This window comes from Microbacterium aurugineum (assembly GCF_023101205.1).
In the GTDB taxonomy this organism is placed as follows: domain Bacteria; phylum Actinomycetota; class Actinomycetes; order Actinomycetales; family Microbacteriaceae; genus Microbacterium; species Microbacterium aurugineum.
In genome coordinates, this window is record NZ_CP078078.1 from 2871169 (window position 1) to 2896442 (window position 25274).

Annotated in this window: 26 protein-coding genes and 2 tRNA genes; 8 read left to right on the forward strand and 20 right to left on the reverse strand. The window is 68.2% G+C overall.

The genetic code is table 11. The features are described 5' to 3' along the window. Positions 1 to 53: 53 nt before the first annotated feature. Positions 54 to 1550 carry an L-serine ammonia-lyase, iron-sulfur-dependent, subunit alpha gene (locus KV397_RS13845; RefSeq protein ID WP_261811500.1) on the reverse strand — a complete coding sequence of 499 codons (1497 nt, stop codon included), beginning with the start codon at positions 1548 to 1550 and terminating at the stop codon, positions 54 to 56. Positions 1551 to 1676: 126 nt separating this feature from the next. Here KV397_RS13845 and KV397_RS13850 point away from each other — a divergent pair, with 126 nt between their 5' ends. Further along, positions 1677 to 1973: a hypothetical protein gene (locus KV397_RS13850; protein ID WP_261811501.1), complete on the forward strand. Its 297-nt coding sequence runs from the start codon at positions 1677 to 1679 to the stop codon at positions 1971 to 1973. Positions 1974 to 2065: 92 nt separating this feature from the next. On the opposite strand, the gene KV397_RS13855 is transcribed toward KV397_RS13850, so the two are convergent. Continuing rightward, positions 2066 to 3796, reverse strand: a complete 1731-nt coding sequence (locus KV397_RS13855) for an L-aspartate oxidase (protein ID WP_261811502.1) — start codon at positions 3794 to 3796, stop codon at positions 2066 to 2068. 71 nt (positions 3797 to 3867) lie between these two features. Between KV397_RS13855 and KV397_RS13860 the strand changes: the two genes are divergently transcribed. After that, the gene (locus KV397_RS13860; protein ID WP_407665268.1) at positions 3868 to 4803 is read left to right on the forward strand and encodes a LysR family transcriptional regulator; all 936 of its coding nucleotides are present in this window, start codon (positions 3868 to 3870) and stop codon (positions 4801 to 4803) included. Positions 4804 to 4881: 78 nt separating this feature from the next. On the opposite strand, the gene KV397_RS13865 is transcribed toward KV397_RS13860, so the two are convergent. Together KV397_RS13865 and KV397_RS13870 are read right to left on the reverse strand one after the other, a co-directional pair. Then, positions 4882 to 4954, reverse strand: a tRNA-Arg gene (locus KV397_RS13865). Positions 4955 to 5018: 64 nt separating this feature from the next. Further along, positions 5019 to 5603 (reverse strand): asparagine synthase, encoded by a 585-nt coding sequence (locus KV397_RS13870; protein WP_261811504.1) that lies wholly within the window; start codon positions 5601 to 5603, stop codon positions 5019 to 5021. Between the two features lie 129 nt (positions 5604 to 5732). On the opposite strand from KV397_RS13870, the gene KV397_RS13875 reads away from it, so the two are divergent. After that, positions 5733 to 6572, forward strand: coding sequence for an SDR family NAD(P)-dependent oxidoreductase (locus tag KV397_RS13875; RefSeq protein ID WP_131494385.1), 840 nt, complete (start codon positions 5733 to 5735; stop codon positions 6570 to 6572). Positions 6573 to 6579: 7 nt separating this feature from the next. Here the strand turns inward: KV397_RS13875 and KV397_RS13880 are convergent, their stop codons facing one another. From KV397_RS13880 to KV397_RS13910, 7 genes are all read right to left on the reverse strand, one after another. Next, positions 6580 to 7461, reverse strand: coding sequence for a hypothetical protein (locus tag KV397_RS13880; protein ID WP_261811505.1), 882 nt, complete (start codon positions 7459 to 7461; stop codon positions 6580 to 6582). Further along, on the reverse strand, positions 7458 to 7703 hold the full coding sequence (locus tag KV397_RS13885) for a hypothetical protein (protein WP_047521232.1): 246 nt from the start codon (positions 7701 to 7703) through the stop codon (positions 7458 to 7460). The genes KV397_RS13880 and KV397_RS13885 overlap by 4 nt, the downstream gene beginning before the upstream one ends. 109 nt (positions 7704 to 7812) lie before the next feature. Continuing rightward, the gene (locus tag KV397_RS13890) at positions 7813 to 8478 is read right to left on the reverse strand and encodes a GntR family transcriptional regulator (RefSeq protein WP_131494386.1); all 666 of its coding nucleotides are present in this window, start codon (positions 8476 to 8478) and stop codon (positions 7813 to 7815) included. Positions 8479 to 8602: 124 nt separating this feature from the next. Beyond that, positions 8603 to 9244, reverse strand: coding sequence for an NADPH-dependent F420 reductase (locus tag KV397_RS13895; RefSeq protein ID WP_134352959.1), 642 nt, complete (start codon positions 9242 to 9244; stop codon positions 8603 to 8605). 57 nt (positions 9245 to 9301) lie between these two features. Then, positions 9302 to 10243 (reverse strand): GNAT family N-acetyltransferase, encoded by a 942-nt coding sequence (locus KV397_RS13900; protein WP_261811506.1) that lies wholly within the window; start codon positions 10241 to 10243, stop codon positions 9302 to 9304. A gap of 16 nt (positions 10244 to 10259) precedes the next feature. Beyond that, positions 10260 to 10694 carry a Fe-S cluster assembly sulfur transfer protein SufU gene (gene sufU / locus KV397_RS13905; RefSeq protein WP_248539701.1) on the reverse strand — a complete coding sequence of 145 codons (435 nt, stop codon included), beginning with the start codon at positions 10692 to 10694 and terminating at the stop codon, positions 10260 to 10262. Further along, a complete protein-coding gene (locus tag KV397_RS13910) occupies positions 10691 to 11998 on the reverse strand; it encodes a SufS family cysteine desulfurase (RefSeq protein WP_261811507.1) in 1308 nt (435 codons plus the stop codon). The genes sufU and KV397_RS13910 overlap by 4 nt, the downstream gene beginning before the upstream one ends. Before the next feature lie 82 nt (positions 11999 to 12080). Here KV397_RS13910 and KV397_RS13915 point away from each other — a divergent pair, with 82 nt between their 5' ends. Further along, positions 12081 to 12728, forward strand: coding sequence for a LysE family translocator (locus KV397_RS13915; protein ID WP_261811508.1), 648 nt, complete (start codon positions 12081 to 12083; stop codon positions 12726 to 12728). A 25-nt stretch (positions 12729 to 12753) separates the two neighbouring features. Here KV397_RS13915 and KV397_RS13920 read toward each other — a convergent pair whose 3' ends face one another. From KV397_RS13920 to KV397_RS13935, 4 genes are all read right to left on the reverse strand, one after another. Then, a complete protein-coding gene (locus KV397_RS13920; RefSeq protein WP_153243549.1) occupies positions 12754 to 13554 on the reverse strand; it encodes a DUF1206 domain-containing protein in 801 nt (266 codons plus the stop codon). Between the two features lie 68 nt (positions 13555 to 13622). Beyond that, positions 13623 to 14258 carry a GyrI-like domain-containing protein gene (locus KV397_RS13925; protein WP_131494393.1) on the reverse strand — a complete coding sequence of 212 codons (636 nt, stop codon included), beginning with the start codon at positions 14256 to 14258 and terminating at the stop codon, positions 13623 to 13625. Positions 14259 to 14347: 89 nt separating this feature from the next. Further along, complete coding sequence (locus tag KV397_RS13930; protein WP_081996931.1) at positions 14348 to 14482, reverse strand: methionine/alanine import family NSS transporter small subunit; 135 nt, start codon at positions 14480 to 14482, stop codon at positions 14348 to 14350. Beyond that, positions 14479 to 16101, reverse strand: a complete 1623-nt coding sequence (locus tag KV397_RS13935) for a sodium-dependent transporter (protein WP_261811509.1) — start codon at positions 16099 to 16101, stop codon at positions 14479 to 14481. Before KV397_RS13935 ends, KV397_RS13930 begins: the two co-directional genes overlap by 4 nt. Before the next feature lie 111 nt (positions 16102 to 16212). Between KV397_RS13935 and KV397_RS13940 the strand changes: the two genes are divergently transcribed. Next, positions 16213 to 16722 (forward strand): hypothetical protein, encoded by a 510-nt coding sequence (locus KV397_RS13940; protein ID WP_131494395.1) that lies wholly within the window; start codon positions 16213 to 16215, stop codon positions 16720 to 16722. A gap of 48 nt (positions 16723 to 16770) precedes the next feature. Then, complete coding sequence (locus KV397_RS13945) at positions 16771 to 17868, forward strand: YihY/virulence factor BrkB family protein (RefSeq protein WP_261811510.1); 1098 nt, start codon at positions 16771 to 16773, stop codon at positions 17866 to 17868. 21 nt (positions 17869 to 17889) lie between these two features. Here the strand turns inward: KV397_RS13945 and KV397_RS13950 are convergent, their stop codons facing one another. Both KV397_RS13950 and KV397_RS13955 read right to left on the reverse strand, forming a co-directional pair. After that, entirely contained in the window at positions 17890 to 19197 is a 1308-nt protein-coding gene (locus tag KV397_RS13950) for a DUF2254 domain-containing protein (protein WP_261811511.1), read from the reverse strand. Positions 19198 to 19277: 80 nt separating this feature from the next. Then, positions 19278 to 19366: transfer RNA gene (locus KV397_RS13955), tRNA-Ser, on the reverse strand. A gap of 220 nt (positions 19367 to 19586) precedes the next feature. Between KV397_RS13955 and KV397_RS13960 the strand changes: the two genes are divergently transcribed. Then, positions 19587 to 20303: an ion channel gene (locus KV397_RS13960; RefSeq protein WP_261811512.1), complete on the forward strand. Its 717-nt coding sequence runs from the start codon at positions 19587 to 19589 to the stop codon at positions 20301 to 20303. Positions 20304 to 20339: 36 nt separating this feature from the next. On the opposite strand, the gene KV397_RS13965 is transcribed toward KV397_RS13960, so the two are convergent. Continuing rightward, positions 20340 to 22607: a glycoside hydrolase family 3 C-terminal domain-containing protein gene (locus KV397_RS13965; protein ID WP_261811513.1), complete on the reverse strand. Its 2268-nt coding sequence runs from the start codon at positions 22605 to 22607 to the stop codon at positions 20340 to 20342. A gap of 93 nt (positions 22608 to 22700) precedes the next feature. Here KV397_RS13965 and KV397_RS13970 point away from each other — a divergent pair, with 93 nt between their 5' ends. Continuing rightward, entirely contained in the window at positions 22701 to 23282 is a 582-nt protein-coding gene (locus tag KV397_RS13970; protein ID WP_153243541.1) for a TetR/AcrR family transcriptional regulator, read from the forward strand. A gap of 82 nt (positions 23283 to 23364) precedes the next feature. On the opposite strand, the gene KV397_RS13975 is transcribed toward KV397_RS13970, so the two are convergent. Together KV397_RS13975 and KV397_RS13980 are read right to left on the reverse strand one after the other, a co-directional pair. Beyond that, positions 23365 to 24312 (reverse strand): carbohydrate ABC transporter permease, encoded by a 948-nt coding sequence (locus KV397_RS13975; RefSeq protein WP_248569759.1) that lies wholly within the window; start codon positions 24310 to 24312, stop codon positions 23365 to 23367. Beyond that, positions 24309 to 25274: a carbohydrate ABC transporter permease gene (locus tag KV397_RS13980; RefSeq protein WP_194239344.1), complete on the reverse strand. Its 966-nt coding sequence runs from the start codon at positions 25272 to 25274 to the stop codon at positions 24309 to 24311. The genes KV397_RS13975 and KV397_RS13980 overlap by 4 nt, the downstream gene beginning before the upstream one ends.

A 25274-nucleotide genomic window follows, 5' to 3' on the forward strand; every position in this document is an offset into this window, starting at 1 on the left:
GTCACGTCTCGTGGAGGCTATCGCCACCCGCGGACACGATCACGATCGGGCGGTCAGCACTCGATGACGTTGACCGCGAGACCGCCCTCGCTGGTCTCCTTGTACTTCGTCGACATGTCGGCACCGGTCTGGCGCATCGTCTCGACCACGGCGTCCAGGGACACGTAGTGGCTTCCGTCGCCGCGCAGGGCGAGTCGGGCCGCCGTGACCGCCGTCGACGCGGCGATCGCGTTGCGTTCGATGCACGGGATCTGCACGAGCCCGCCGATCGGGTCGCACGTGAGACCGAGGTGGTGCTCCATCGCGATCTCCGCCGCGTTCTCGATCTGACGATTCGTGCCGCCCATCACCGCCGTGAGCCCGCCGGCGGCCATGGCGCACGCGGATCCGACCTCGGCCTGGCATCCACCCTCGGCCCCGGAGATCGATGCGTTCGCCTTGAAGAGCGATCCCAGAGCCGTCGCAGTGAGCAGGAAGCGGCGGATGCCACGGCGACGGTTCGCCTCGGCCGTCTGCTCCTCGTCGAGCCCGCTGGCGCTCTCCAGCGTCCGCACATCCGACTCGAATCCCAACAGCGCGCTGCCGACGAGTTCACCGTAGGGGGTCACCGCGTTGCCCGCTCCCAGCCCCGAATCGGCGAGGAACCGCCACCAGTACATCGCGACGGCCGGAAGGATACCGGCGGCTCCGTTCGTCGGGGCCGTCACGACCCGTCCGCCTGCCGCGTTCTCCTCGTTCACCGCGAGCGCGAAGGCGCCGAGCCACTCGCCCGGCAGCTCACGATGCCCGTCGGCCTCGACCGCCTCGAGCTGACCGCGGATCACTCCGGCCCGCCGCTTCACCTTGAGGATGCCCGGGAGGGTTCCTTCCGCGTGCAGACCGGCGTCGACGCAACCCGCCATCGCATCCCAGATCGCGTCGAGTCCGGCGGCGACCTCTTCCTCGCTGCGCACGGATGCCTCGTTGAGTCGCGCGACCTCGGCGATCGACAGCCCGTTCTCGTCGCAGAGCGCGAGCAACGAGGCCGCATCCGCATACGAGTACGGGAACCCTGCGGTCGCGAGCTTCGCCTCCTCACCGTCCCTGCGGATGAATCCTCCGCCCACCGAGTAATAGGTCTCCTCGGCGACGACATCGCCCGCTGCATCCCGCGCGGTGATCGTCATGGCGTTCGGGTGCCCGGGAAGCCGGGTGCGCGGCGCGAAGACGATGTCGTCCTTCACGAACGGCACCTCATGGGTGCCGTCGATGCGGATCACGGCACCCGCGGGGAGGTCGGCCCAGGCGGCACGGACCTCAGCCGGGTCGCACGTCTCCGGCGTGAGCCCACGGAGCCCGGCGACGACGGCGTCCGGAGTGCCGTGACCGATCCCCGTTGCACCGAGCGAGCCGTACAGCGCGACCTCGACACGGCCGACTCGCGCCAGTGCACCGCTCGCCGTGAGGCGTCGCGCGAAATCGAGAGCCGCCCGCATCGGTCCGACCGTGTGGGAGCTCGAGGGACCCACTCCGATCGAGAAGAGGTCGAAGGCCGAGACGTACGCTGTCACCCTTCCAGGCTACGCCGGATTCACCGGTTCGGTTCACCTCGGTTAACTCGACGGGGAGTCAACCCCCTTCCGGCGAGCGCGCGGGCGGGGCATCGTGGTCCGAGGACATCGCCGAAAGGGGCCACCATGACCGACACCACTCCTGAGCCGGAACCCACCGACGAGCTCTCTCCTGAAGCGCAGACTCCGACGCCCAGCCCTTCTTCGGACACGAGCCAGACGGAGGCGACGACCCCCTCCGAGGCCGAGTCACCGGAAGACGTCGACTCGAGCGAGGTCCCGAGCACCGAGGAACTCGAAGAGCCGAGCACCGAGAAGGACCCCGGCGAGGAACCCACCGCGCCGAAGCGGGATGAGCCCGAGCCCGACCACGAGGCCGTCGGCATCGGCGTGATCGACACCGAGGAGCCGCAGGCCGGCTGATCCGTTCGCCGAGACCCCCGGTCGCCGCCGAGACCCCTCCCTGCAACCGACGGTAGGGCGGGGTCTCGACGATGGGGCGGGGTCTGGACGGACTACTCGACGAGCTTGCCCTCGGTGTCGACCTCGCGCATGAGTTCGGCTATCTCGGGTGCGACCTCCGGGATCTCCGCGCGGGTGACGCCGGCGGTCGGCGACCACACCAGATTCACCTGCAGCGTGGGGTCGGTGTCGGGGAAGTCGCTGCGGTTGTGGCATCCGCGTGTCTCTCGACGCTCCAGCGCCGCTTCGAGGGTGGCCCGGGCGGCGAGCGCCGACGCCTTGAGGTCGAAGGCGTGGGCGAGGTCCTGGAACCCCGCGATGTCCGGGTGGATCCCGATGTCCTCCATCCGCCCTTCGATCATGTCGAGGTCGGCGAGTCCGGCGAGCAGCCCTTCTTCGGAACGCACGACCCCCGCGTACTCGGTCATGAGGTTGCGGATCGCGCGTTGCAGAGCCCGGACGTTCTCGCGCCCCTCCGCGGCGAGGAGGTCGTCGATCTCGGCACGCGCCTCGGCCACTGCCGTCGCCGAACGGCGCTGGGCATCGAGGCCCGCCGCATGCTCCATGGCCGCCTGACCGACGATGCGTCCATACACGAGCAGCTCGATGAGGGAATTGCCGCCGAGTCGGTTCGCGCCGTGCAGTCCGCTCGAGGCCTCACCGATCGCGTAGAGCCCGTCGACATCGGTCTGGTGGTCTTCCGGTCGCACCCAGACGCCACCCATCGAGTAGTGCGCCGTGGGGGCGATCTCGATCGGATCGGTCGTGATGTCGAGCATCTGCAGTTCCATCATCGTCTGGTAGACGCGGGGGAGCCGGGTCATGATCGTCTCGCGGGGCAGGTGCGACACGTCGAGCCACACACCGCCGTTCTCCGTGCCTCGGCCTTCCTTGATCTCGGTGTAGGCCGCGAGCGCGACGCGGTCACGGGTCGACAGCTCCATCCGCTCGGGGTCGTACTTCGCCATGAACCGCTCGCCGAGGGCGTTGCGCAGGATCCCGCCCTCTCCGCGGGCGGCTTCCGAGATCAGGGTCCCCGCAGCGCTCTCCGGCTCGATGATGCCGGACGGGTGGAACTGCACGAGTTCGGGGTCGCGCAGTCGGGCACCCGCATCCACCGCGAGCCGGAACGAGTCGCCGGTGTTCTCATCGCGGCGGGATGAGGTGCGCCGCCAGATGCGATTGTGGCCACCGGCCGCCAGGATCACGGCGTCCGCGTGGATCAGGTAGCGGGTGCCATCGGCCTGATCGAATCCGTAGGCACCGAACACCACGTTGTCACGCACGAGCAAGCGGGTGATGTAGACGTGGTCGAGGATGGGCACGTCGAGCTGCTCGGCCTTGCGCACGAGCGTGCGCTGGATCTCGAGGCCCGTGTAGTCGCCGGCGAAGGCCGTGCGACGGAAGGTGTGCGCACCGAAGAACCGCTGCGAGATGCGCCCATCGTCTTCGCGAGCGAAGTCCATGCCCCAGCGCTCCAGGTCACGGATGCCGCGCTCCGCGCCCTGCGTCACGATCTCGACGGTGTGCGGATTCGCGAGCAGGTAGCTCTCCTTGATGGTGTCGGCCGCGTGCTGCTGCCAGCTGTCGTCCGCATCCATGGTCCCGAGCGCCGCGTTGATGCCGCCGGCGGCGAGGGACGTGTGCGCATCCTGCCGCGGCCGTTTGCCGACGGCGAGCACATCGACGCCGTGCTCGGCGATCTCGATCGCCGCTCGCAGCCCCGATCCGCCGGTACCGATGACGAGGACGGTGGTGGATATCTGACGTTCGCGCGTAGCCATGGGATCCACGCTAATTAGGGGATCCTAATAACTCCAATGCATAGTCTCACTGGAAACGATACGCGTAGACTATGGTCATGAACCTCGAGCAACTCCGCGGGTTCGTCGAGGTCGCGCGTCTCGGACACTTCACCCGCGCCTCCGAGCACCTGCACCTGGCACAGCCGTCGTTGAGTCGTCAGATCTCCACCCTCGAACGTGAGCTCGGCGCCGAGTTGTTCCACCGGGCACGGGGCCACATCTCGCTCACCGCCGCCGGAGAGACGCTCCTCCCCCGCGCGCAGCGCATGCTCGCCGATGCCGATGCCATCCGCGACGAGATGGGTGAGCTGGCGGGACTCCGCCGCGGACGCGTGCGGCTCGGGGCTCCGCCCACCCTGTGCATCAGCCTCGTCGCCGAGGCCGTCAGCTCGTTCCACGCCACCTACCCCGATGTCGACCTGCACCTGACCGAGAGCGGCTCACGGCTCCTGGTCGAACAGCTCGCCGTCGGCGCCGTCGACATCGCGCTCATCACCGCGTCCGACGGTCTTCCCCCGGCCGGCGTGAGCCTGACCAGGATGCCGCTGCTCGCGGAGGAGCTCGTCGTGGTGTCCTCGGCTGCGGAGCCGCCGCTGACGGATGGACCTGCCATCGACCTGGAACAGCTGGCCGCCCTCCCCCTCATCACCTTCGGCGAGAGCTACGAACTGCGCGCGACGACGGATGCCGCCTTCCGTGAGGCCGGCCTGACGCCTCACCCCGTGCTGGAAGGGGCCGAGATGGACACGGCCCTCCGCTTCGTCGAGCGCGGCCTCGGCGTCGCCGTGGTGCCGGCGATGGTCCTCTTCGATCGGCCGGGCCTGCGGTCGGTGCGACTCTCGCACCCCATGATGACGCGGACGGTCAGCCTGGCCCACCGTTCGGACGTCACTCCGGCGATCGCCGTGGCAGCGATGCGGAAGGCGATCGTGTCGACGTCCGCGGAGGTCGCGCGCCGCGATCCCGCGATCACGAGCCTGCTCTGACCGGGTCGACGGCCCGGAACAGCAGAAGGTCCCCGCCGCTCTCGCGACGGGGACCTTCTGTACTGTCTCAACACAGTGTGCGCCCGAAGGGACTCGAACCCCTAACCTTCTGATCCGTAGTCAGATGCTCTATCCATTGAGCTACGGGCGCCCAGCCCGCTCAGCGGGCCGTGGAACAGCCTACAACAGTCCAGACGCGAAAGCGAAACGGGACCTCACTCCCCGGCCGCCGCAGCTTTCTGCTGTTTTTTCCGACGCTTCGCCTTCGCTCTCTGCTCCGAGGAGAGTGCCTGCAGATCGACGAGTCGCAGCGCTTGCATGCGGGCTTCACGCATTCGCCCGTAGTCGGGATCATGGTCGGGGCGCATGCCCTCGACCCGCAACCGGCGGTCGAGGTTGTGCCGCACATCGGCCCAGGCGGCATCCCTGGCCTCTTCCACGATCTGTGCGAGGCTGTCGCGATCCTGCATCATCTCGCGCAGGCGCTCGGCCACCCCGGTGGACTGCTTCGCCCGGCGTCGGAGGTTGCGGACGTCGCGGTCACGATAGTCGTGCGTGCTCACCGGATCGGAGTGCCTCCCCCTCGCCCGCTTTCGCAAGGCGGTGACGGTGGCGGCGGCCTCCTCGGACTCCTCGGCCATCGCCCGCAGCGCCTCGCGCGCATCGTCGATGTACTTGTCCATGTCGAAGACGCCGTCTTCCGCGATGGTGCCGATGAGGATGTGGTTCTTCACGGCGAGGCGCGCGGCAGCGGTCGCGATCGCGACGCCTTCGGCGATGGCATCCGCTGTCCGTCCCACCGGTACCTCCTCTCCTTGAGCGTACCGGTATCACTACGGCCCGGTGTCGGCCAGAATGGTTCGGAATCAGCTTGCCCCACCCATCCGACATCCGCGGGTTCGCACCCGGGTCGCGCCCGCAGGAGACACATGAGACACCTCGATCTCGTCGGCAGCACCACGGTGATCACCGGAGCCGCGAACGGGATGGGCGCCGACATCGCCCGGCTGCTCGCCGCACGGGGAGCGCACCTGGCCCTGATCGACCACGATGCCGCAGCGCTCGAGGCGATCGCCGGAGAGCTTCACGACAGCCGGGTGACGACCCACGTCGTCGACCTCCGCGACGATCAGGCCGTGTTCACCGCCGCCGCCGCGATCGGCGACGCACACCCGCGGATCAATGCACTGATCACGTGCGCCGGGTCGTCGATGCTCGGCAACCTCGACCAGCTCACGATGGAGGAGATGCGCTGGCTCACGGATGTGAACCTCTGGGGCACGGTCTCGATCACCAAGGCGCTGCTGCCGGCGCTGCGCGCGGCACCCGCGGCGCACATCACCCATCTCGCCAGCGTCTACGCTCTGGCCTCCCCGGCCGGACGCATCCCCTACGCCATGAGCAAGTTCGCCGTGCGGGCCTTCTCCGAGGCTCTGCGGCACGAGCTCGAAGGCACGTCGGTGAGCGTCGGCGCGGTCTACCCCTCGGGCGTACGCACCGGGATCATCCTGCACGGACGTTACGCCGCGGCCATCGACCCCGCCGTCGCCGCCCGTGCCGCCGCCGCGCAGGCCGCGATGTACCACACGGAGCCCGCGGAGGCCGCCGCCCGCATCGTCCGGGCCACCGAGCGGCGGGCGGCGAGGACGATGGTCGGACGCGAGGCGCGCCTGATCGACGTCCTCGTGCGGATCCTGCCGTCGTCCTATTGGCGAGTGATGCGGCGCCCCCTGCGGGACGCGGTCGACACGACCACCCCGGTGGCGTGAGGACGTCTCAGCGGACCGCTCCGACCCAGATCCCCGAGGCCCAGGCCTGCTGCTCGCCGTTGCAGCCGACCGAGCCCGGATAGCCCCGGACGGCAGCCATGCAGTTGGCCAGGAACTCCGGGTCGCCGCCGAACAAGGAAGCGTACGCACCCGACGACGTCAGCGCACCCCAGACCCGGAACTGGTAGATGTGCGCGAGCTCGTGCGCCATCGCCCAGTTCAATCGCCCCGAGCTCCAGTTGGCGATGTCGGCGCGGTACTTGATGTACCCGTTGCTGTTGGCACATGCCGGTGCACTCCCGCCCGCGCACGACGAGGACTCGTACAACCCCACCCCGCCGCCCCCGACGAGGTCCAGTGCCGCCCGCACCCGGGCGTAGCCGCCGGGACCGCTCGAGGTCCAGGCCGGCCCTCCCGGTCCGGCGCTCTGCGCGGCGAGCGCGGCCTGTGCGGCCCGTGCCGCTTGGACCTCGGTGCCGACCTTCTCCGTCAGCGCATGCACCGTCGCGGTCGCCGCCGTCACCGTGTCCGGGTTCACCTTCTCGGCCAGCACCGTCTGCTGGGCGGAGAGGGCAGCGGCCCGGTGCGCGGCCGTGTCGACCACCCCTCGCGCCCCGTCCAGAGCGGCGGCGAAGGCGGTGAGCTCGGTCACGAAGGCCGGACGGACGGCGAGCACCGCCGCACGTTCCGCGGTGTCCCGCTCGGCACGATCGACCGCCCCGTCGAGATAGTCGGTGCGCTGGGTCGTCTCGTGGTACTCCCGGGTGAGGGAGCTCAGCTCGGCCACCGCCACCGCACGTTCCTGGTCCAGCGCGTTCGCCCGCGCGAGCACCCCGGCGGAGAGCATCACCGTCATCGCGACCACGACCGCCAGCATCCGGCGGATCATGGCAGGAACCCCGTGGTATCCGCGATCTCGCCATCCTGCTCGGCGATCTGCGAACGGAGGGCGGTGAGCTTCTCAGCGAGCTCCAGATTCTCGCCCTGAGACTCATCCAGAGCACGCTCGACTCTCACGATCTCCGCCTTGACGGCATCGACGGCGGCTGCACGCTCCTGGTCGGCGAGCGCCACGACGACCACTCCGCCGAGCAGCAACAGGCATCCGACCGCGACAGCAAGATTCCGCATCTCGCTCCCCAGAACAGCGCAACATTTCCGGACCGACTCCGATCGAACCAATATACAACCGATGCCGTCGCCGGTGCCCCTGACTTCGCGCGGCCGACCGTCGTCGCGATCAGACCATCAGGTCGCTGCTGCGCGCGAGGCGGCGTTCCGCGGCGGCCTGGCCGCTGGCGAGGTGCGCCGGGATGATGCGGCGGAGCGCTGCCGTGTCACGAGCCGTCATGGTTTCCAGGATGATGCGATGCTCGTCGGCCATCGCGAGGAGGTCGTCGTGCTGACCGAAGAGCCACCTCAGACGCGTGAGGAACACCGCGATGAGTTCCCCGAACATCTCGTTCCCGGCCAGCTCGACCGCGATCTCGTGGAACTCCGCTGCGGCGATCCTCGCGGCCTCGGCGTCATCTGCTTCGGCGGCAGCGAGCTCGCGCTCATAGGCGCCGCGCATCCGGACGATGCCGGCCTCGTCGTGCCGCTCCGCCGCGAAGACGAAGATCAGCGTCTCGATGGCCTCGCGCACCTCAGCGAAGTCCTGGATGTCACGTCGCGTGAACTCGCGCACGACGGCCCAGGTGCGGGGGCGGGCGACGACGACCCCTTCGGCGACCAGCGTGCGGATGGCCTCGCGGACGGGAAGGCGGGACACGTTCAGCTCAGCCGCGATGTCGCGCTCCACGAGCCGGGAGCCGGGGGCGCGCCGCCCGAGCACGATGTCGTCACGGAGAATCCTCGTGACCCTCACCGACTCGAGTTCACCGTTTCCCCCCACAGCCCCCGCCATCTGGGCATTCTCGCACTCCGGGGTCGGATCATCAACTTTTTGGTATCCCAACACGCCCGGCCGTGCGCGCCCCGAGCGGGCACGACGAGTGCGGGATGCACCCCCACGCCCGCCCGGGATCCGATCAGGGCAGCCGGTTGGCGGCGGCGATGTTCGCGGTCAGCTCCGCGGCGTTCTGCCGCACGACATACGCGGGACGATCGCGCTCGACCCGCCACGACTCGCTGAGCGGCCCGACGTTGACCGTGTCGAAGCCGGCCTCGTCGTAGAAGCGCGTCACGAACGCGACGGCCTCCGCGTCGTCACCGGCCGTGGCCAGCGCGCGTCGATCAGCGGTCCCGGCCGGCGTGCCGTCCGCGGTGATCTCGGACGCGTAGATGTGATTGAACGCCTTCGCGATCCTCGACGTCGGGAGCGCGCGCTGCACGAGCTCCGACGTCGTGGTCTCCCCCTTGTCGAGAGCCTCGATGCGCCCGTCGCGCTCGAAGTAGTAGTTGTTGGTGTCGAGCACGATCTTGCCTGCCAGCTGCTCGGCCGGGAGCTTGTCGATCGCATGGAGCGGCACGGTCACGACCGCGATGTCCGCTGCGGCGGCGGCATCCTCCGCGGTGGCCGCCTTCGCCCGCGGTCCGAGCTCGGCGACGAGGTCGGCGAGGGTCTCCGGCCCGCGCGAGTTCGCGATCACGACGTCATAGCCGTTCGCCACCGCCACCCGGGCGACCTGGCTGCCGATGTGTCCTGCACCGATGATTCCGAGAGTTGTCATGTTCGGCCCAACGCAGCTCGCGCGTGACTATTCCCGTCGCGTCCTCCGCTGAGGACCTCAGAGCTCCCGAAGCAGGCTCTCCTCCGTGCGGCGATAGCCGAGCTGCTCGTACAGGTCGATCGCGCCGGTGTTGAAGCCGAAGACGTGCAGCCCGATGGAGTCCGCACCGAGCCGGCGGGCCTCGCGTTCGGCGGCGTGCATCAGCGCACGCCCGTATCCCTTGCGACGCTCAGCGGTGTCGACCTCGATGTCGAGCACGAAAGCATGAGGGCGACCGTCACGGACGCGCATGCCGAGCCAGAGGATCCCGACCTCCGCACCGTCCACCGAGGCGGTGAACAGTGCCTGCCCCTTCGTCTCCACTCCCTCCGGAAGCTCCGCGACCAGCTGGCGATGCGATTCGGCCGCCGCTTCCTCGGGCGAGTATCGGCCGGAGGCGACGAGATCGTCGGCGAACCCTTTCTCCGAGGCGGCGACGAACCGGGGGAACCGCTCGGCCGTCATGGGCACGACGTCCACGTGCACGGGAACCTCCCGCACCGGCAACGGCTCGAGGACCATCTGGATCGACGCCACCTCGAACCCGCGCCCCTCCAGGAGAGCGTGACCCGCCGCGTCGTGCGGGAACAGCGGTGCGCTGATCCGCGCCACGCCCCGGTCGCTCGCGATCGCCAGGATCTGCGCGAGCACATCATCGTTCCGGGCATCGGAGAGGGGCTCCTCGACGGCGAGCTCGAGAAGGAAGAGCTTGTGTTCGCCGACCGCGAGCCAGAGGGTGCCGAGCTCGCGTTCGTGCTCGTCCACGATGCGCAGGATCCGCACGGTCGGGGTCGCGAGGCCGTCCGGCAGCAGCTCCGCGAAGAACGCGTCCGCGAAGTCGACCGCGTCCGCGCCGATCCGGTACCCCGACGCCCGGTTGCCGTCGATGACCCGTTGCCTGGCCGCGCTGCGCCACTCCTCGAAGCGTTCGGCGGGCAGAGGACTCAGCTGCAGAGGCATGCGTCCATCCTGCACCTCACCCGCGTGTGAGCGCGTCCTCCGCGGCGACCCAGGCGAGCATGGCGCACTTCACGCGGGCCACGTACTTCGACACCCCTCCGAGAGCGGCCGCATCTCCGAGCAGCTCCTCGTCCGGTTCGATCTTCCCCCGCGACCTCATCGCCTCGCGGAACGCGGTGATCCGCACTTCGAGCTCCGCGACGGTCAGCCCTTCGGCGAGTTCGGCGAGCAGGGACGCCGACGCCTGGGAGATGGCGCATCCGTGTCCTTCCCACGCGATCGCCTCGACGCCGCCGTCGGGACCACGATGCACTTGCAGCGTGATCTCGTCACCGCACGTCGGGTTCAGCTGGTGCGACTGCGCCGCGATCTCGCCACGCAGACCGTATCCGTGCGGAGTGCGTGAGTGGTCCAGGATCAGCTCCTGGTACAGGTTCTGCAGGTCGCTCATACGCCCCTCCGGAAGAAGTCGATCGCTCCGGCGACGCCCTCGATCACGGCGTCCACCTCGGCATCGGTCGTGTACAGGTAGGTACTCGCCCTCGTGGACGAGGTCACTCCGAGGCGCCGATGCAGCGGCTGCGCACAGTGGTGCCCGACCCGCACGGCGATCCCGCGGTCGTCGAGGAACTGCCCCACATCGTGGGAGTGGATGCCGGCGACGTCGAAGCTCGCCAGGCCCACGCGCGGGAGATCGATGTCGGCGCCGAGCACGCGGACCCCGTTGATCGCCCCCAGACCGTCGACGAGGCGCCGACCGAACGCGGCCTCGTGCGCGGCGATGCGCGACATCCCCACCTCGGTCAGATAGTCCACGGCCGCGGCGAGCGCGATGGCCTGCGACACCCGTTGCGTGCCCGCCTCGAACCGCTGCGGCGGCGGAAGGTATTCGGCCTCCGTCGTCGTCACCGTGGTGATCATGGACCCGCCGGTGAGGAATGGCGGCATCGCGGCCAGCACCTCGCGCCGACCGTAGAGCGCGCCGATCCCGGTGGGGCCGAGCATCTTGTGCCCGGACAGCACGGCGAAGTCGACGTCGAGCGCCCGCACGTCGAGCGTGAGATGCGGCGCCGACTGGCACGCATCGAGCACGGTCAGCGCGCCGACCTGGCGGGCCGCGGTGACGAGGGTCTCGACCGGATTGATCACGCCGAGCACGTTCGAGACGTGCGTGAACGCCACGAGCTTCGTGCGTGCGGTGATCAGGTCGGCGGCGACGTCGAGCCGCAGCGCGCCATCGTCGTCGAGCGGGATGACCTTCAGCGTCGCCCCGGTCCGCGCGGCGAGTTCCTGCCACGGGATGAGGTTCGCGTGGTGCTCCATCTCGGTGGTGACGATCTCGTCTCCCTCGCGGAGGCGGAATCGTTCGGCCGCCGCTCCCCCACGCCCGAGTGACGCGTTCGAGAGTGAGTACGCGATGAGGTTGATCGCCTCCGTCGCATTCGACGTCCAGACGATCTCGTCCTCGTCCGCCCCCACGAACCGTGCGATCGTGCCGCGGGCCTCTTCGAACAGCTCCGTCGCCTCTGCTGCCAGGGTGTGAGCGCCGCGGTGCACGGCGGAGTTCAGAGTGGTCGAGAACTCGCGCTCGGCGTCGAGCACCGCGAACGGGCGCTGCGCGGTCGCCCCGGAATCGAGGTACACCAGGGGATGCCCCTGCACCTGTGTGTGCAGGATCGGGAAGTCCTCACGGATTCGCCGCACCTCGTCCTCACTCAGGGGGGCGATCACGTCGACGCCGGAAGAAACGCTCATCGTTCCAGTTTCCCACCTGCACGACAGGCGTGGGCCCGCACGATCGCTCGACCGCGGACGTCCGCCCCTCTAGGCTCGACCCATGATCGCCCCCGACACACTGCTCGCCCTCATCGCGGCGGCGTTCGTGATGGTGGTGATCCCGGGCCCCACCGTGCTGTTCACGATCGGACGGGCGATGTCGCTCGGGCGGATGGGCGGGTTCCTCAGCATCCTCGGGACAGCCGCCGGCTCGATCGTGCTCTTCGTCGGCGTCGCACTCGGTGTCGGCACCGTCATCGCGCAATCGGTCCTGCTGTTCACGATCATCAAGGTGCTCGGCGCCGGGTACCTCGTCTACCTCGGCGTCCAGGCGATCCGCCACCGGAAGGACGCGGCGCGAGCTCTCGTCGCGGAGCAGGCGAGACGCTCCGGATGGCGTCTGCTCCTCGAAGGATTCGTGGTCGGCGTCACCAACCCGAAATCGATCGCGTTCTTCCTCGCGATCCTGCCGCAGTTCGTCGACCTGCAAGCCGGGTCGGTGCCCGCCCAGCTCTTCGTGCTCGGTGTGATCGTCGTGGCGATCGGTGTGACCTGCGACGCGGTGTGGGTGCTTCTCGCCAGTGCGGCGCGCGGGTGGTTCGGCCGCTCTCCGCGGCGAATCGAAGCGATGGGCGCGACCGGAGGCGGGCTCATGATCGCTCTCGGCGCGTTCCTGCTCGTGTGGAGCGAGAAACCTGCGACCGCCTGAGCGGCCGGCGACGAGATACGCGGACTCACATGCGGGCGAACCGCGCGCGGGCGATGCAGAACACGCCGTAGACCGCCAGTCCCACCCCGACGGCACCGAGGAGGACGGGCCCGAACGGCAGCACCAGCAGGCTGTGCAGAGCAGCGTCCAACCCCGCTCCCTTCTCCGGATCCTGCGTCACGGCCGCCACCACGAAGAGCACCCCGGTCACCCCGACGGCGATGCCCTTGCCGAAGTACCCGATGACGCCGAGCGTGACGATGCCGCCGCGGGCGACTCCGGAGGGGAGGTCGAGCAGCTTCTCGAACCCGCGGGTGAACCCGCCGACGATGAAGCCGACCCCGACTCCCGCGACGGACAGGCCGATGACGACGAGCAGTGCCACTCCCCCGGGGGCCGCCAGCACGACCGCGCTGAGGGTCTTCGACGCCTTCTCCGAGTCGGCGTGGCCACCCACCGCGTAGATGAACGCCATGCCTCCGACGACGAGGTAGGCGAGGGAGATGCCGACGAGCTTGATCCGCTGACCCCACTTCTTCGTCTCGGCGGGATCGCTCGCGAGGAAGGCACTCGCGACCTGCCAGGCCGCCAGGGCGAACAGCCCCACGGCGATGAGCACCAGCAGCAACCCTCCCACGGGATTCTGACGGATCTGCTCCATCGCTCCGTCCTGATCCGCGTCACCGGATGCGCCCGCGGCGATGGAGATGGCGATGGAGCCGAGGACGACGTGGATCAGCCCGAGCACCACGAAGCCTGCGCGCGCGATCCTTCGGAAGGCGGAGGAATCCTTGGCGACCCGTGCGGCGTGCTTGACCGTGCTCATCGATGAAGAGTATCCGTCACGGCACACCGCCAGAAGAGGCTTGATTTCACGACGCAGTCGTGCGGGCGTCAGGTGGTCGGTGCCACCGGCTGCCGGAGGATCGTGCGCAGCTTCGCCGGATCGCTGCGACGCGGATCGCTCAGATAGATCTCATGGTGCCGCCCTCGCATCCGCAGCCCGTTCTCGGGGATGAAGCGGTGATGGAGATCGTCGAGCACGGGACCCTCGTCATCGAAGGGGCCGAGGTGCAGGGTCTGCACACAGATTCCTTCGTCGAGGGTCTCCAGTCGCACGCCTCCGAGTGCGGGCAACGGCTCCTTCTTCTTCGCCGCCTTCTGCGCCACGGCCTCCACGGCGTCGGTGAACATCTCCGCGGTGATGTGGTCGCCGACCATGATCATCATCGTCCACAGCCACGCCGACTTGTCGCGACGAGAGGTGAACGACTCCATGTCGGGCGCATGCCAGAGTCCTTCGAGTGGCATCACCACGGTGTCGATGCCGAGTTCCTTCCGGCTGGCGAACTTGAGCGTGTACGCCACCGGGAACAGTGCGGAGACGGCTTCGGCGTACGCAGGAGCCGTGTTCGGATCCCCCGCTCCATCGATCGCCAGATACTGCAGAGGGGGAACCTCGACGACACGGAACTCACCCCGTTTCGCCTGGTACGCATCGAGTGTCTTCTTCGGGTCGATCGCCGCCATGACGTGCCTCCCTGGGTCGTGTGCCCAGTCTTGCATCGAGGTCCGACACCCGCACCCGACTTCTGCGGTCGGATGCGGTCATCTCCCGCTCAGAGCTCGACGGGCGGAGCGGGCTCCGTCTCGGCTTCTTCCGGGTGACGAGCGAGGTTCACGATCCCGGCGACCAAGCCGCCCCAGACCGTGACCATCGCGATGATCATCATGACAATCGCCGTCGTGGTCATGCGCCGGTTCCCTTCGTGGTCGTGTCGATCAGCGGGATCGCCGAAGTCTCCGCATCGGGTTCGTATTCTTCCTTCGAAAGGAATTCGTCGTACTCGGGATCGTCCTTCGCATGCGAACGCCCGCTCCACGGCAGAGCCGAGAGGATCAGCGCCAGCACGACCAGGGCTACGACCATCCCCCAGCCGAAGATCGCGAGGAACCAGGCAGGGTAGCCACTGTAGGGCTCAGACGTCTTGGCGATGAGCTCGCTGATGAAGAGGTACCCGAGCACCACCGGCGCCAGGATGCCCACGAGCACCTTCCAGATCGTCCCTACCCGGAAGCTCGAACGCCGGTTCAGGTGCTCCGCCAGCACCGGCAGCTTGTGCAGCAGCCAGGCCACGACGATCACGGCCACCAGCGCGACCGCCATGATGCCGAAGGAGTTGACGAAGGCATCCGCCGTGTCGAGGACCGACAAGGCCGTGGTCGTCGAGAAGAGCGCCATCGAGATGATCGCCAGCGGGATCGTGACCGTGAGCGTTGTACGCACCCGAGCCCAGCCGAGCTTGTCCTGCAGCGCGGCCACGATCACTTCGAGGATCGAGATCAGCGAGGTGATACCGGCGAAGACGAGGGCGCCGAAGAACAGGACGCCGATGATCGACCCGCCCGTCGCCTGCGACACGATCGTCGGGAAGGCGACGAAGGCGAGTCCGATGCCGGAGGAGGCGACACCGGCTACCTCCGTGCTCTGCGCCTGCGCCATGAAGCCGAGAGCCGCGAAGACACCGATACCGGCGAGGATCTCGAAGCCGGAGTTCGCGAAAGCGACGACGAGTCCCGAGCCGGTGAGATCGGTCTTGCGCTTCAGGTAGGAGGAGTACGTCACCATGATGCCGAAAGCGACGGACAGCGAGAAGAAGATGTGGCCGTACGCGGAGGCCCAGACGCCGGGATCGGCCAGGGCCTCCCAGTTCGGGGTGAAGAACGCGTTCAGACCGTCCATCGCCCCCGGAAGGAAGAGGGACTGCACCACGAGAATCGCGAACATGAGGGTGAGCAGAGGCATCAGGATCATGTTCGCCCGGCCGATGCCGCGTTTCACTCCGAACGCCATGATCACGATGACGATCAGCCAAGCCGCGACCAGGGGGATGCCCACCTGCGGCACGAACTGGGTGGAGACGCCGACGTCCGCGACTTTCTGGGACTGCAGGAAGTCACTGAAAAAGAAGGCGTCCTCGTTGCCCGCACCCCAGGTGAGCTGGGCGGAGAACCACGTGTACATCGCGGCCCAGGCGACGATGACGGCGTAGTACACCGCGATCACGACGCAGATGAGGACCTGCCACCATCCGAGAGGCTCGGCCGCACGGTGCATCCGTCGGAACGCCAGCGGTGCCGACCCGCGGAAGCGGTGGCCGATCGCGTAGTCGAAGAACAGCAGCGGGATGCCTGCCGTGAGGAGCGCGCACAGATAGGGGATGAGGAACGCTCCGCCACCGCCTTCGTAGGCGACGTAGGGGAAGCGCCAGATGTTGCCGAGGCCGACCGCCGATCCGATCGCCGAGAGGATGAACACGTTGCGCGAGCTGAAGGCTTCGCGTTTATGGGTCTGCGTCGCTGCGGTGGCCATGCGGGCGAGACTACCCGAGGGGGACACCGGTTCACACTCCGTGTACAGAGTTCGCGAAAGCGCGTCGCGTAATCTCAACATATTGGGGACCTCTGGGAAGAGCGACGGGGCATGAACGCGAATGATCTGCTGATCGGCATCCCATCCGGACTTCCGGCGCTCCCGGACGCGGAGAACCCCTTCCTGACGCCCGACGCTCTCATCGATGCCCAGATCACCCGGGTCATCGTCGATGTGCTGGGCGGATCGGTCGGCGTGCTCCTCGAACTGCGTCAATCCTCGCGCCTCCGCGGCAACACCGCCCTGCTTCGGGTGAAGGATGTCGCGCAGCAGAACTGGCTGTGCACACGGACCGCCAACGAGTTCACGGCCTGGTCGATCACCGGTTCGAGGGTGTACCCGCACGAGCGGGAGTTCCAGCTGATCATCGATTGCCTCCCCGTGGGCACCCTGAGCATCGTGGGCTCGGCAGCAGAGTTCGTCCTCCTCGACGCAGCCGGACTCGACACCGTGCCGCCGGACTACCGCTCCGCCCCTCAGTCCCTCGTCAGGTTCGGCGTCGCGGACGAGAACACCCCGGTCGAGCCGATCGGTGTGGCGCGATCCTTGCCGCTGCTGTAGCGCAAGGGGTTTCCGCTCGACACCTCCCGGCGGCGTAGCGTGAGAGACATGTCGGACACGGGAGCAGCAGATCGAGCGAAGCCTTCGACTCCTCTGCAGATTCGACGGCAGACCTGGACGTACATCGGGCGTCGCGCGGTCCAGGAGTTCGTTCGCGACGGGTGCGTGGACGCGGCGGCCGCCCTGACCTTCTTCGCCGTCCTCTCGGTCTTCCCGGCGGGGCTGGCGGTGATGGCGCTGGTCGGAGTGCTCGCGGATACGGACGAGGTGCTCGATCGGCTGCTCACGCTCCTCTCCGAGGTCGCGCCCCCGGCCGTGACCGACACGCTTCGTGCACCGTTGACCGATGCGGCAGGCACGTCCGCTGCGGGCATCACCTTGATCGTGGCCGTCGTCACCGCCGTGTGGTCCGCCTCGATCTATGTGAGCGGATTCGGTCGGATACTGAACCGGATCTACGGCGTCCCGGAAGGGCGACCGTACTGGAAGCGCAAGCCCTGGCAGCTCGGCGTCACCGTCGTGCTCCTCGGACTCGCACTGGTGGTCGTCGGGGTGGTCGTCCTCTCCGGGCCCGTCGCTCGCGCGGCCGGACATGCTCTGGGCATCGGCGACACGGCTCTGGGCGTCTGGAACGTCGTGAAGTGGCCGGTCCTGGCCACAGCCGTCGTCATGATGGTCACCCTGCTCTACAAGGGCACCTCCAATCTGAAGCAGCCCCCGCTTCGGTGGTTGGGTCTGGGTGCCGCGTTCGCCGTCGGGGTGCTCTCCCTCGCCTCTGCCGGCCTCTTCATCTACGTGTCGAACTTCGCCGACTACAACCGGACGTTCGGCTCGCTCGCCGGGGTCGTGGTCTTCCTCCTGTGGTTGTTCGTCATCAACGTGGCTCTGCTGATCGGCGCCGAGTTCAACGCGGAACTCGAACGCGGCAGGCAGCTCCAGGCCGGGCAGAAGGCGGAATCGGAGTTGCAGCTCCCCTTGCGCGAGTCCACCGGGGTCGACCGGACCGAACGGTCGCGCGAGATCACGATCGAACGCGGCACCCGTCTCCGCCGAGGCGAGACGCTCTCACCGCGCGAAGACACGGTGTTCCGGAGGGCCAAGAGGTTCCTGGATCACCTCTGGCACCGAAACGATCGACGCTCCTGACCCCCCGCTGTCGCGAGGTCGTCAGGGCAGGCGGCGGACGGTGCCGTCCAGCCGCTCGAGCACGGGGGCGGCATCGGTGGGCGGCGGATCCGTGGCGACGTAGGCCGAGCGGAACGCGGCGATCTCATCCCGCAACCGCAGACGATCTCCCCCGGTCATCGCGGCCTCCAGCCGTTCGAGGAGCCCGACGCCCGCACGCACGACGAGCGGGTGGTTCATCCCGTACGTGCGAAGGGCCAGAAGCGCGTCGGCGATCAGCTCGATGGGAGACGGCCAGCGGCAGACGACCCGCAGTTCGCCGTCGTCGCCGGGATACCTTCCGTCTGCCGCCGGACGGCCGCAGAGGGTCACGAGGGCCGAGCTCAGCGCATCGATCGCAGCCACCGCCGTGTAGGGGTCGTTGGTTCCCGCTGCGAGCCCGCGGACGCCGATCTCGGTCAGCCCCTGAACGGCGAAACCGAGGTCCTGGTGGGGAGTGCGCGCTGCTCCGACGGCGATCGCGGACGTGATCGCCTTCGACGCCGCCTTCTCCGTGCTCTCGTCCCGCCCCTGATTCCGGGAAACCAGAGACTGAGCGATCACCTGGCCCTCCAGCACGTGGGTTCCCGGCGGAGTGGCTATGCGGACGACGACCTGATGCGCGCGTGCGAAAGCGACGAGGTCCTCGAAGTCGACGTATTGCACATAGCCCGAGGCGGTGGCGAAGAACTCCTCATGGACGATGAGGTCATCCGGTTCCGTCGCCACCGTGTCACGGTCCGACGCGTCGGGATAGAGGAGGTCGATGACCTCGACGAGCTCCCTCAGCACCCGCCCCTGCAGGGTGGTCACCTGGACCGACCTGGCGATGTGGTGGATGAAGTACACGAGCACCGCGACGTCGGCGATCGCCAGGAAGACGGCGAACGTCACTGCCGTGACGGGGACGAACGCAGAGATCGAGTCCTGCTCGGTCCGCACCGCGCGCAGCACCACCAGCGTGTAGAGGAACGTCGAGGTGAGGACCGCGAGGACGAACTGGTTCCCGCGGTCCGCCATGAAGTTCCGCACCAGGCGGGGACCATAGGCCGATGATGTCGTGGCCAGCACCGAGATCGTGATCGAGAAGGATGTCGCCGCCACCCCGAGCATGGTCCCGCCGATGACGGTGAGGATCGCGCGCCCGCCCGTCGCGGACAGATCCGCCAGGAGGGCGCCCGACGTATCGCCGTTCGCGAGCAGCAGGCGGTCGAGCTCGGTCAGTCCGATCGCGAGGGCGATCGCCGCCACCCCGAACACCGTCGGCAGGAACCAGAAGGACTCGCGAGCGCGAAGGAACCAGGTACGCATTCCCGAAGGTTAGTCGTGGATCAGCCCACAGCACACGACCTGACGCGTGGCGGGGGCGGATTCCCTCCCTGGAAAAAGTGCGGAGACGAGGGGATTTGAACCCCTGGTCCCCGTGAGGGGACTCCACCTTAGCAGGGTGGTGCACTCGGCCGGACTATGCGACGTCTCCAGGCATCCGACCCGAAAGCACGGATGCACCTCACCATCATAACCGGAATGCGGAGCTGTCACGAACCGGCGCCCGCATCGCCCGGAAAGGGTGACACTCGCCGAGCGCTCGGTCCGCACGGATGTCACGATGAGCGTGCGACGCCGCCCGTACCCGCCCCGGAGACTCTCCTCCGGCCCTCCGGCTCCCGCGCCGTCGACAGACGGGGGCGAGGTGCGACATGACGGGGATGCGAGAGTTCCAGACGGGTGCGACGCCGACGTCCGGCACCGTCTTCGACGGGGTGTCGGGATACGTGATCATCTTCGCGCTGCTCGTCGTCTCCTACGCCTTGTGCGCGGCACAACGCGCCACGGATCCGAGCCCGTGGGCGTTCCTGGTCATCCTCGTGACGGTCGCCGTCGTGTTCCGCGTGACCGGGACACCGCCGGTGATCCAGCACGTGGCCTGGGTGATCCTGTCGGCGGCCGGGCTCGCGACGATCATCACGGCGCTCAGCAGCGCGGGCGGGCACGTACTCGACATCGTGTTCTCGGCCGCGACCATGGTCGCGCTCCTCGTGGCGCCGGTCGCGATCATCGGTCACCAGGTGAAGCGGCGTAGGCTCAACCTCGAAGCGCTCCTGGCAGCCATCACGGCCTACGTCTTCGTCGGCCTCTTCTTCACGTTCGCCTTCAACCTGCTCTCCCTCGTCTCCCCCGCCTCGATCTTCGACGGCACGGACGACGACTCGCTCGCCAACCAGCTCTTCTTCTCGTTCACGACGCTCACGACCACCGGCTACGGCAACCTCGTCCCCTCCACCGCGACGTCGCAGGCGGTCGCCGTCGCAGAGGCGATCACGGGACAGCTGTTCCTCATTACGGCCGTCGCGCGCATCATGCGCGGCGCAGGTGCTCGCGCGGGAGTCCCCGCCCCCTCCGAGGAGTCACCCTGAGCGAGCGGGCATCATCGCCGTGGACCGTCCCGCGGCTCACTCCCCGGCGTTCGCCGCAGCCACCAGCTGCTCGATCTGCTCGAACGTGACGGGCAGCCCGGGGAATCCGGCGAGGCGGCCGATCGGGAACGACGCCATCATCTTCTGCATCGCGTCGTCGTTCGGCATCATCGACGCAGCAGCCGCATCGCCACCACCCATCAAGCCACCGAGGGCCTGCTGCACGATCGGCCCGGCGACCGGGTGGGACATCAGATCGCCGACCGAGGAGTTCATGGTCAGCTCCTGATGCACCGGGTCGCCCACGATCTCGACCGAGACGGTCGAGCGGAGGTCGCGGCTCGACGCAGCGACATCGACCGTGTAGGTGCCGCCCTCGACGATCCAGCCATCGATGCGCACGTCCCAGTAGGCCAGGTCCTCGCGCCGGACGGTGAGCTCGACGACACGCGCCTCCCCTGCGCCGAGGGCGACGGACGCGAACGCCTTGAGCTCACGAGGCGCCCGCTGCACGATCGACTGCGCAGGGGCGACGTAGACCTGCACGACCTCACGACCGTCGCGGTCGCCGGAGTTCGTGATCTCGACCCTCACGGTGATGTCGCCGTCCGTGCCGACCTCGGCCGTCGCGGGGCCGTACTCGAACGTCGTGTACGAGAGCCCGTGGCCGAACGGGTAGGTGACATCCAGGCGTTTCGCGTCGTACCAGCGGTAGCCGACGAGCAGCCCTTCGCCGTAGCGCACGTGCCCGAACTCTCCCGGGAAGTTGCCGTAGGAGGGGTTGTCCTCCAGTCGCACGGGCACGGTCTCGGTGAGCTTGCCGGAGGGGTTGACGACACCGTAGAGCACGTTGGCCACAGCGCCACCTCCGGCCTGCCCCAGCAGCCAGCTCTCGACGATGGTCGGCACACGGTCCGCGAAGGGAAGCGCCACCACTCCGCCGTTGGACAGCACCACCACCACGCGAGGGTTCGCCTCGAGCACGGCATCGAGCACCGCGAGTTGCGCCGCAGGAAGGTCGATGTGCTCGCGATCGAAACCCTCCGACTCCTCCGCGGCAGGCAGACCGAGGAAGAGCACGGCAACGTCGGCGGAGCCCGCCGCGTCGACAGCCTCGGCGCGGAGGTCATCAGCCGACCGTCCCTCTGCCGCGATGGCGCCGCCCTCGACCGCGAAACCGGGCGCGTACGTGACCTGCTCCCCGCCGAAGGCGCGTATCTCGTCCAGCGCCTTGTCGATCCGGGTGGGATTGATCAGCGATGAACCCGCCCCTTGGAAACGGGGTTCGGTCGCGAAGGCACCGATCACGGCGACCTTCTGGTCTTTCTGCAGAGGCAGCAGTGCGTCATCGTTCTTCAGCAGAACGATCGACCGTCCTGCGGCTTCGCGGGCGAGTGCATGGTGCGCGTCGACATCGAGGGGGCCCTCCGCGACCGGGCGCGCGCCCGCCTTGCGAACGAGGTCGATCGCGCGGTCGGCTGCGGTGTCGAGCACACTCTCGTCGAGGGTTCCCGCGCGCACCGCGGCGACGAGCTGCGCGTCCGTGCGTCCGCCGGAGGCGGGCATCTCCAGGTCGAGGCCGGCAGCGACACCGACGACGCGATCATTCACGGCGCCCCAGTCCGAGACGACGAGACCGTCGAAGCCCCAGTCATCACGGAGCACGCTGGTGAGCAGCCAAGGATCCTCCGAGGTCCAGACCCCGTTGAGCTTGTTGTACGAGCACATGACGGTCCAGGGCGACGCGTCCTTCACGACACGCTCGAATCCGCGCAGGTAGATCTCGCGAAGCGGACGGGGGTCGACGTCGGAGCTCGCCCGCATGCGGTCGAACTCCTGGTTGTTCGCCGCGAAGTGCTTGAGCGAGGTGCCGACCCCTTGCGACTGGATGCCTCGGACCGAGGCGGCCCCGAGCACTCCGGAGACGATCGGGTCCTCGGAGAAGTACTCGAAGTTTCGTCCGCACAGCGGCGAGCGCTTGATGTTGATGCCGGGTCCGAGCACGACGGCGACGTCCTCGATCGCGGCCTCGACACCGATCGCCGCACCGACCCGCTCGATGAGTTCGGGGTCGAAGGAGGAGCCGATGCCGACAGCCGGCGGGAAGCACGTGGCCGGAACGCTGCCGGCGAGTCCGAGGTGGTCGGTGCTGCCCGCCTGCTTGCGAAGCCCATGAGGACCGTCGGTCATCATCACCGAGGGGATGCCGACCCGATCGACGGCTTTCGTGGTCCAGAAGTCCGCGCCGCTGGTGAGCGACGCCTTCTCCTCGAGGGTGAGGTCGGATGCCGAGATCTCGGTCATGGTCTTCCTTTCGCGGGGACAGCGATGTCTTGCGAAAACCTTACGTGATTCAGTATTAGATTTCAAACAACATTCAGGATTACGCTCGTGATCATGGTTCGACGAGGTTCATACGCGAAGGGCGTCGCGCGACGCGAGGAGATCCTCGAGAGCGCCCTCGACGTGATCGGGCGCAAGGGGTATCAGAACGCCTCGCTCAAGGAGATCGCCGAGGTGGTCGGTGTGACCCCCGCCGCTCTGCTGCACTACTTCGGCTCGAAGGAGGAGCTCTTCACCGAGGTGCTCCGCAAGCGCGACGAGCACGACGGCCTGGATCCCTCCGTCGCCGGGGCCGCCGGAGCCCGCGACGGCTTCCTCGAGGTCATCCGCCACAACACGCAGGTGCCGGGGCTCGTCGCCCTCTTCTCCCGGTTGTCCGTGGATGCCGCCGATCCCGAGCATCCGGCCCACGCCTACTTCCTCGAGCGCAGCGAGCGCCTGCGCGGGACGATCGCGGAGAGCTTCGCCACCGAGGAGCAGCGTCCGGCGCTCGACCCCGAGACGCTGGCGCGGATCATCCAGGCCGCGTCGGACGGCCTCCAGCTGCAGTGGATGATCGACCCCTCGGTCGACATGCCCGGCATCATGACCTCGCTGATCGACACTCTCGCCCCCCGCCCCGCTCCCCACCCGTGACGCCGAGACCCCGCCTTCTCGTCGAGACCCCGCCCTGGGGGCGACAACGGCCGGGGGTCTCGGCGGGAGAGGGGGGTCTCGGCTAGCCCTTGACGGCTCCCCCCAACCCCGCCGAGCGCAGGAACACGGATTGGAACAGCAGGAACATGCCGATCGGGATGAGCGTCGCGATCGCAAGTGCGGCGAGGAACACATCCAGCTCGGTCTGCGACTGCACGGCCGGAAGACGGACCGACAGCGGCTGGACGGCGGGATCGGGCAGCACCAGCATCGGCCAGAGGTAGTCCTTCCAGGCCGCGATGATCGCGAACACGGAGACCACGCCGAGGATGGGCTTCGACATGGGCAGCACGATCGACCAGAACAGGCGGAAGGGGCCGGCACCATCGGTCCGCGCCGCCTCGAACACTTCGCGGGGCAGGCTGTCGAAGAACCGCTTCACCAGCAGGATGTTGAACGCGTTCGCGCCCATAGGCAGCCAGACCGCGAGGTAGTTGTTGAGCAGGCTCACATCCCCGAGGAGCGGTGGGTGGACGATCGTCAAGTACAGCGGCACGAGCAGCACGATGCCCGGGATGAACAGCGTCGCCAGCACCAGCGCGTTCAGGATCGGGGCGTACCGCGGCCTCAGCACCGAGAGCGCATAACCGCCGGTGGTCGCGATGAGCAGCTGGACGAACCAGGCGCCGAGCGCGATGATCACCGTGTTGAAGAAGTACTGATCGATGTGTATGTCGTTCCACGCAGTCGACAGGTTCTCCCAATCGGTCCCGTTCGGCCAGAGCGCGAACGGCTGCTGCAGCGTGTCCTGCGTCGGCGTGACGGCCGACTTCGCCAGCCACAGAATCGGCCCGAGTCCGGCGATCACCAGCCCGACGGTGAGGAACACATGCGTGAGCGACATGCCGACGCGGATGCCACGCCGCCGCCGCTCCGAGTCCGAGATGACGGTGCGGTCTCCGACGCGATCGGCGGCCTTCTCCGCTGCCTTCTCCGCCGCACGGGTCGAGAGGCGGGTGGTGGGACTCATGTCGTGCTCCAACGGTCGGTCAGCCTGAAGTACAGCCAGGAGAGCAGGGCGAGGACGATCGCGAGCAGGACCGAGACGGCCGTCGCCTCTCCGTAGTCGCCGCCCAGACTGTTGCGGAAGGCCTTGTCGTAGATGTACAGCAGCACGGTCTTGGTCGCCCCGGCAGGGCCGCCCCCGGTGAACAGGAACGGTTCGAGGAAGACCTGAGCGGTCGCGATGATCTGCAGGATCAGCATGATGAAGAGGATGCCGCGCAGCTGCGGCAGCGTGACGTGCCAGATCTTCTTCCAGATTCCGGCACCGTCCACCTCGGCGGCGTCGTAGAGCTCGGGCGGCACCCCCAGGAGTGCGGCGAGGTAGATGATGATCGAGCCTCCCGCTCCGGCCCAGGTGGCTTCCAGCACGAGGGACGGCATCGCCTGCACGGCATCCTGGATCCACGGTTGCGGGGGGATGCCGACATATCCGAGCACGGTGTTGAACACACCGGAAGGGTCGGCACTGTAGAAGAACTTCCACAGCAGTACGGCGACCACGGGCGGGATCACGACCGGGAGGTAGGCGAGGGCCGAGTAGATGCCTTTGCCGCGGCGCACCTCGCTCATCAGCACGGCCATCAGGAGCGGCAGCGGAAAACCGAAGAGCAGAGCGAGCACAGCGAACCACAGCGTGTTGATCACGGCCCGACCGAGTTCCGGATCACCGATCACCGCGACGTAGTTATCGAACCCGACCCATTCGGAGACGATCAGGTTCGTCTTCTGCAAGCTCATGATCACGGACTGCACGATGGGCGACCACGAGAAGAAGACGAACACGAAGAGCATCGGGAGCACGAACAGGAGGTTCGCGAGCCCGCCGCCTCGGAACCACGTGAGCGGCGAGCGGCGACGGGAGGTGCGCACAGCGGGCGGCGGAGAATCCTCCACCGCCGCCCGCTGCTCGGAGAGCGTCATCGTCAT

Bases quoted from the DNA above. Each gene is read 5' to 3' on its own strand.
- KV397_RS13910 (WP_261811507.1), bottom strand. From the start codon at position 11,998: ATGAGCGTTTCTTCCGGCGTCGACGTGATCGCCCCCCTGAGTGAGGAC.
- KV397_RS13945 (WP_261811510.1), top strand. From the start codon at position 16,771: ATGTCGGACACGGGAGCAGCAGATCGAGCGAAGCCTTCGACTCCTCTG.
- KV397_RS13900 (WP_261811506.1), bottom strand. From the start codon at position 10,243: ATGCCTCTGCAGCTGAGTCCTCTGCCCGCCGAACGCTTCGAGGAGTGG.
- KV397_RS13965 (WP_261811513.1), bottom strand. From the start codon at position 22,607: ATGACCGAGATCTCGGCATCCGACCTCACCCTCGAGGAGAAGGCGTCG.
- KV397_RS13850 (WP_261811501.1), top strand. From the start codon at position 1,677: ATGACCGACACCACTCCTGAGCCGGAACCCACCGACGAGCTCTCTCCT.
- KV397_RS13875 (WP_131494385.1), top strand. From the start codon at position 5,733: ATGAGACACCTCGATCTCGTCGGCAGCACCACGGTGATCACCGGAGCC.
- KV397_RS13950 (WP_261811511.1), bottom strand. From the start codon at position 19,197: ATGCGTACCTGGTTCCTTCGCGCTCGCGAGTCCTTCTGGTTCCTGCCG.
- KV397_RS13920 (WP_153243549.1), bottom strand. From the start codon at position 13,554: ATGAGCACGGTCAAGCACGCCGCACGGGTCGCCAAGGATTCCTCCGCC.
- KV397_RS13925 (WP_131494393.1), bottom strand. From the start codon at position 14,258: ATGGCGGCGATCGACCCGAAGAAGACACTCGATGCGTACCAGGCGAAA.
- KV397_RS13930 (WP_081996931.1), bottom strand. From the start codon at position 14,482: ATGACCACGACGGCGATTGTCATGATGATCATCGCGATGGTCACGGTC.
- KV397_RS13935 (WP_261811509.1), bottom strand. From the start codon at position 16,101: ATGGCCACCGCAGCGACGCAGACCCATAAACGCGAAGCCTTCAGCTCG.
- KV397_RS13895 (WP_134352959.1), bottom strand. From the start codon at position 9,244: ATGACAACTCTCGGAATCATCGGTGCAGGACACATCGGCAGCCAGGTC.
- sufU (WP_248539701.1), bottom strand. From the start codon at position 10,694: ATGAGCGACCTGCAGAACCTGTACCAGGAGCTGATCCTGGACCACTCA.
- KV397_RS13880 (WP_261811505.1), bottom strand. From the start codon at position 7,461: ATGATCCGCCGGATGCTGGCGGTCGTGGTCGCGATGACGGTGATGCTC.
- KV397_RS13960 (WP_261811512.1), top strand. From the start codon at position 19,587: ATGACGGGGATGCGAGAGTTCCAGACGGGTGCGACGCCGACGTCCGGC.
- KV397_RS13855 (WP_261811502.1), bottom strand. From the start codon at position 3,796: ATGGCTACGCGCGAACGTCAGATATCCACCACCGTCCTCGTCATCGGT.
- KV397_RS13975 (WP_248569759.1), bottom strand. From the start codon at position 24,312: ATGAGTCCCACCACCCGCCTCTCGACCCGTGCGGCGGAGAAGGCAGCG.
- KV397_RS13890 (WP_131494386.1), bottom strand. From the start codon at position 8,478: ATGGCGGGGGCTGTGGGGGGAAACGGTGAACTCGAGTCGGTGAGGGTC.
- KV397_RS13885 (WP_047521232.1), bottom strand. From the start codon at position 7,703: ATGCGGAATCTTGCTGTCGCGGTCGGATGCCTGTTGCTGCTCGGCGGA.
- KV397_RS13980 (WP_194239344.1), bottom strand. From the start codon at position 25,274: ATGACGATGACGCTCTCCGAGCAGCGGGCGGCGGTGGAGGATTCTCCG.
- KV397_RS13940 (WP_131494395.1), top strand. From the start codon at position 16,213: ATGAACGCGAATGATCTGCTGATCGGCATCCCATCCGGACTTCCGGCG.
- KV397_RS13915 (WP_261811508.1), top strand. From the start codon at position 12,081: ATGATCGCCCCCGACACACTGCTCGCCCTCATCGCGGCGGCGTTCGTG.
- KV397_RS13860 (WP_407665268.1), top strand. From the start codon at position 3,868: ATGGTCATGAACCTCGAGCAACTCCGCGGGTTCGTCGAGGTCGCGCGT.
- KV397_RS13970 (WP_153243541.1), top strand. From the start codon at position 22,701: ATGGTTCGACGAGGTTCATACGCGAAGGGCGTCGCGCGACGCGAGGAG.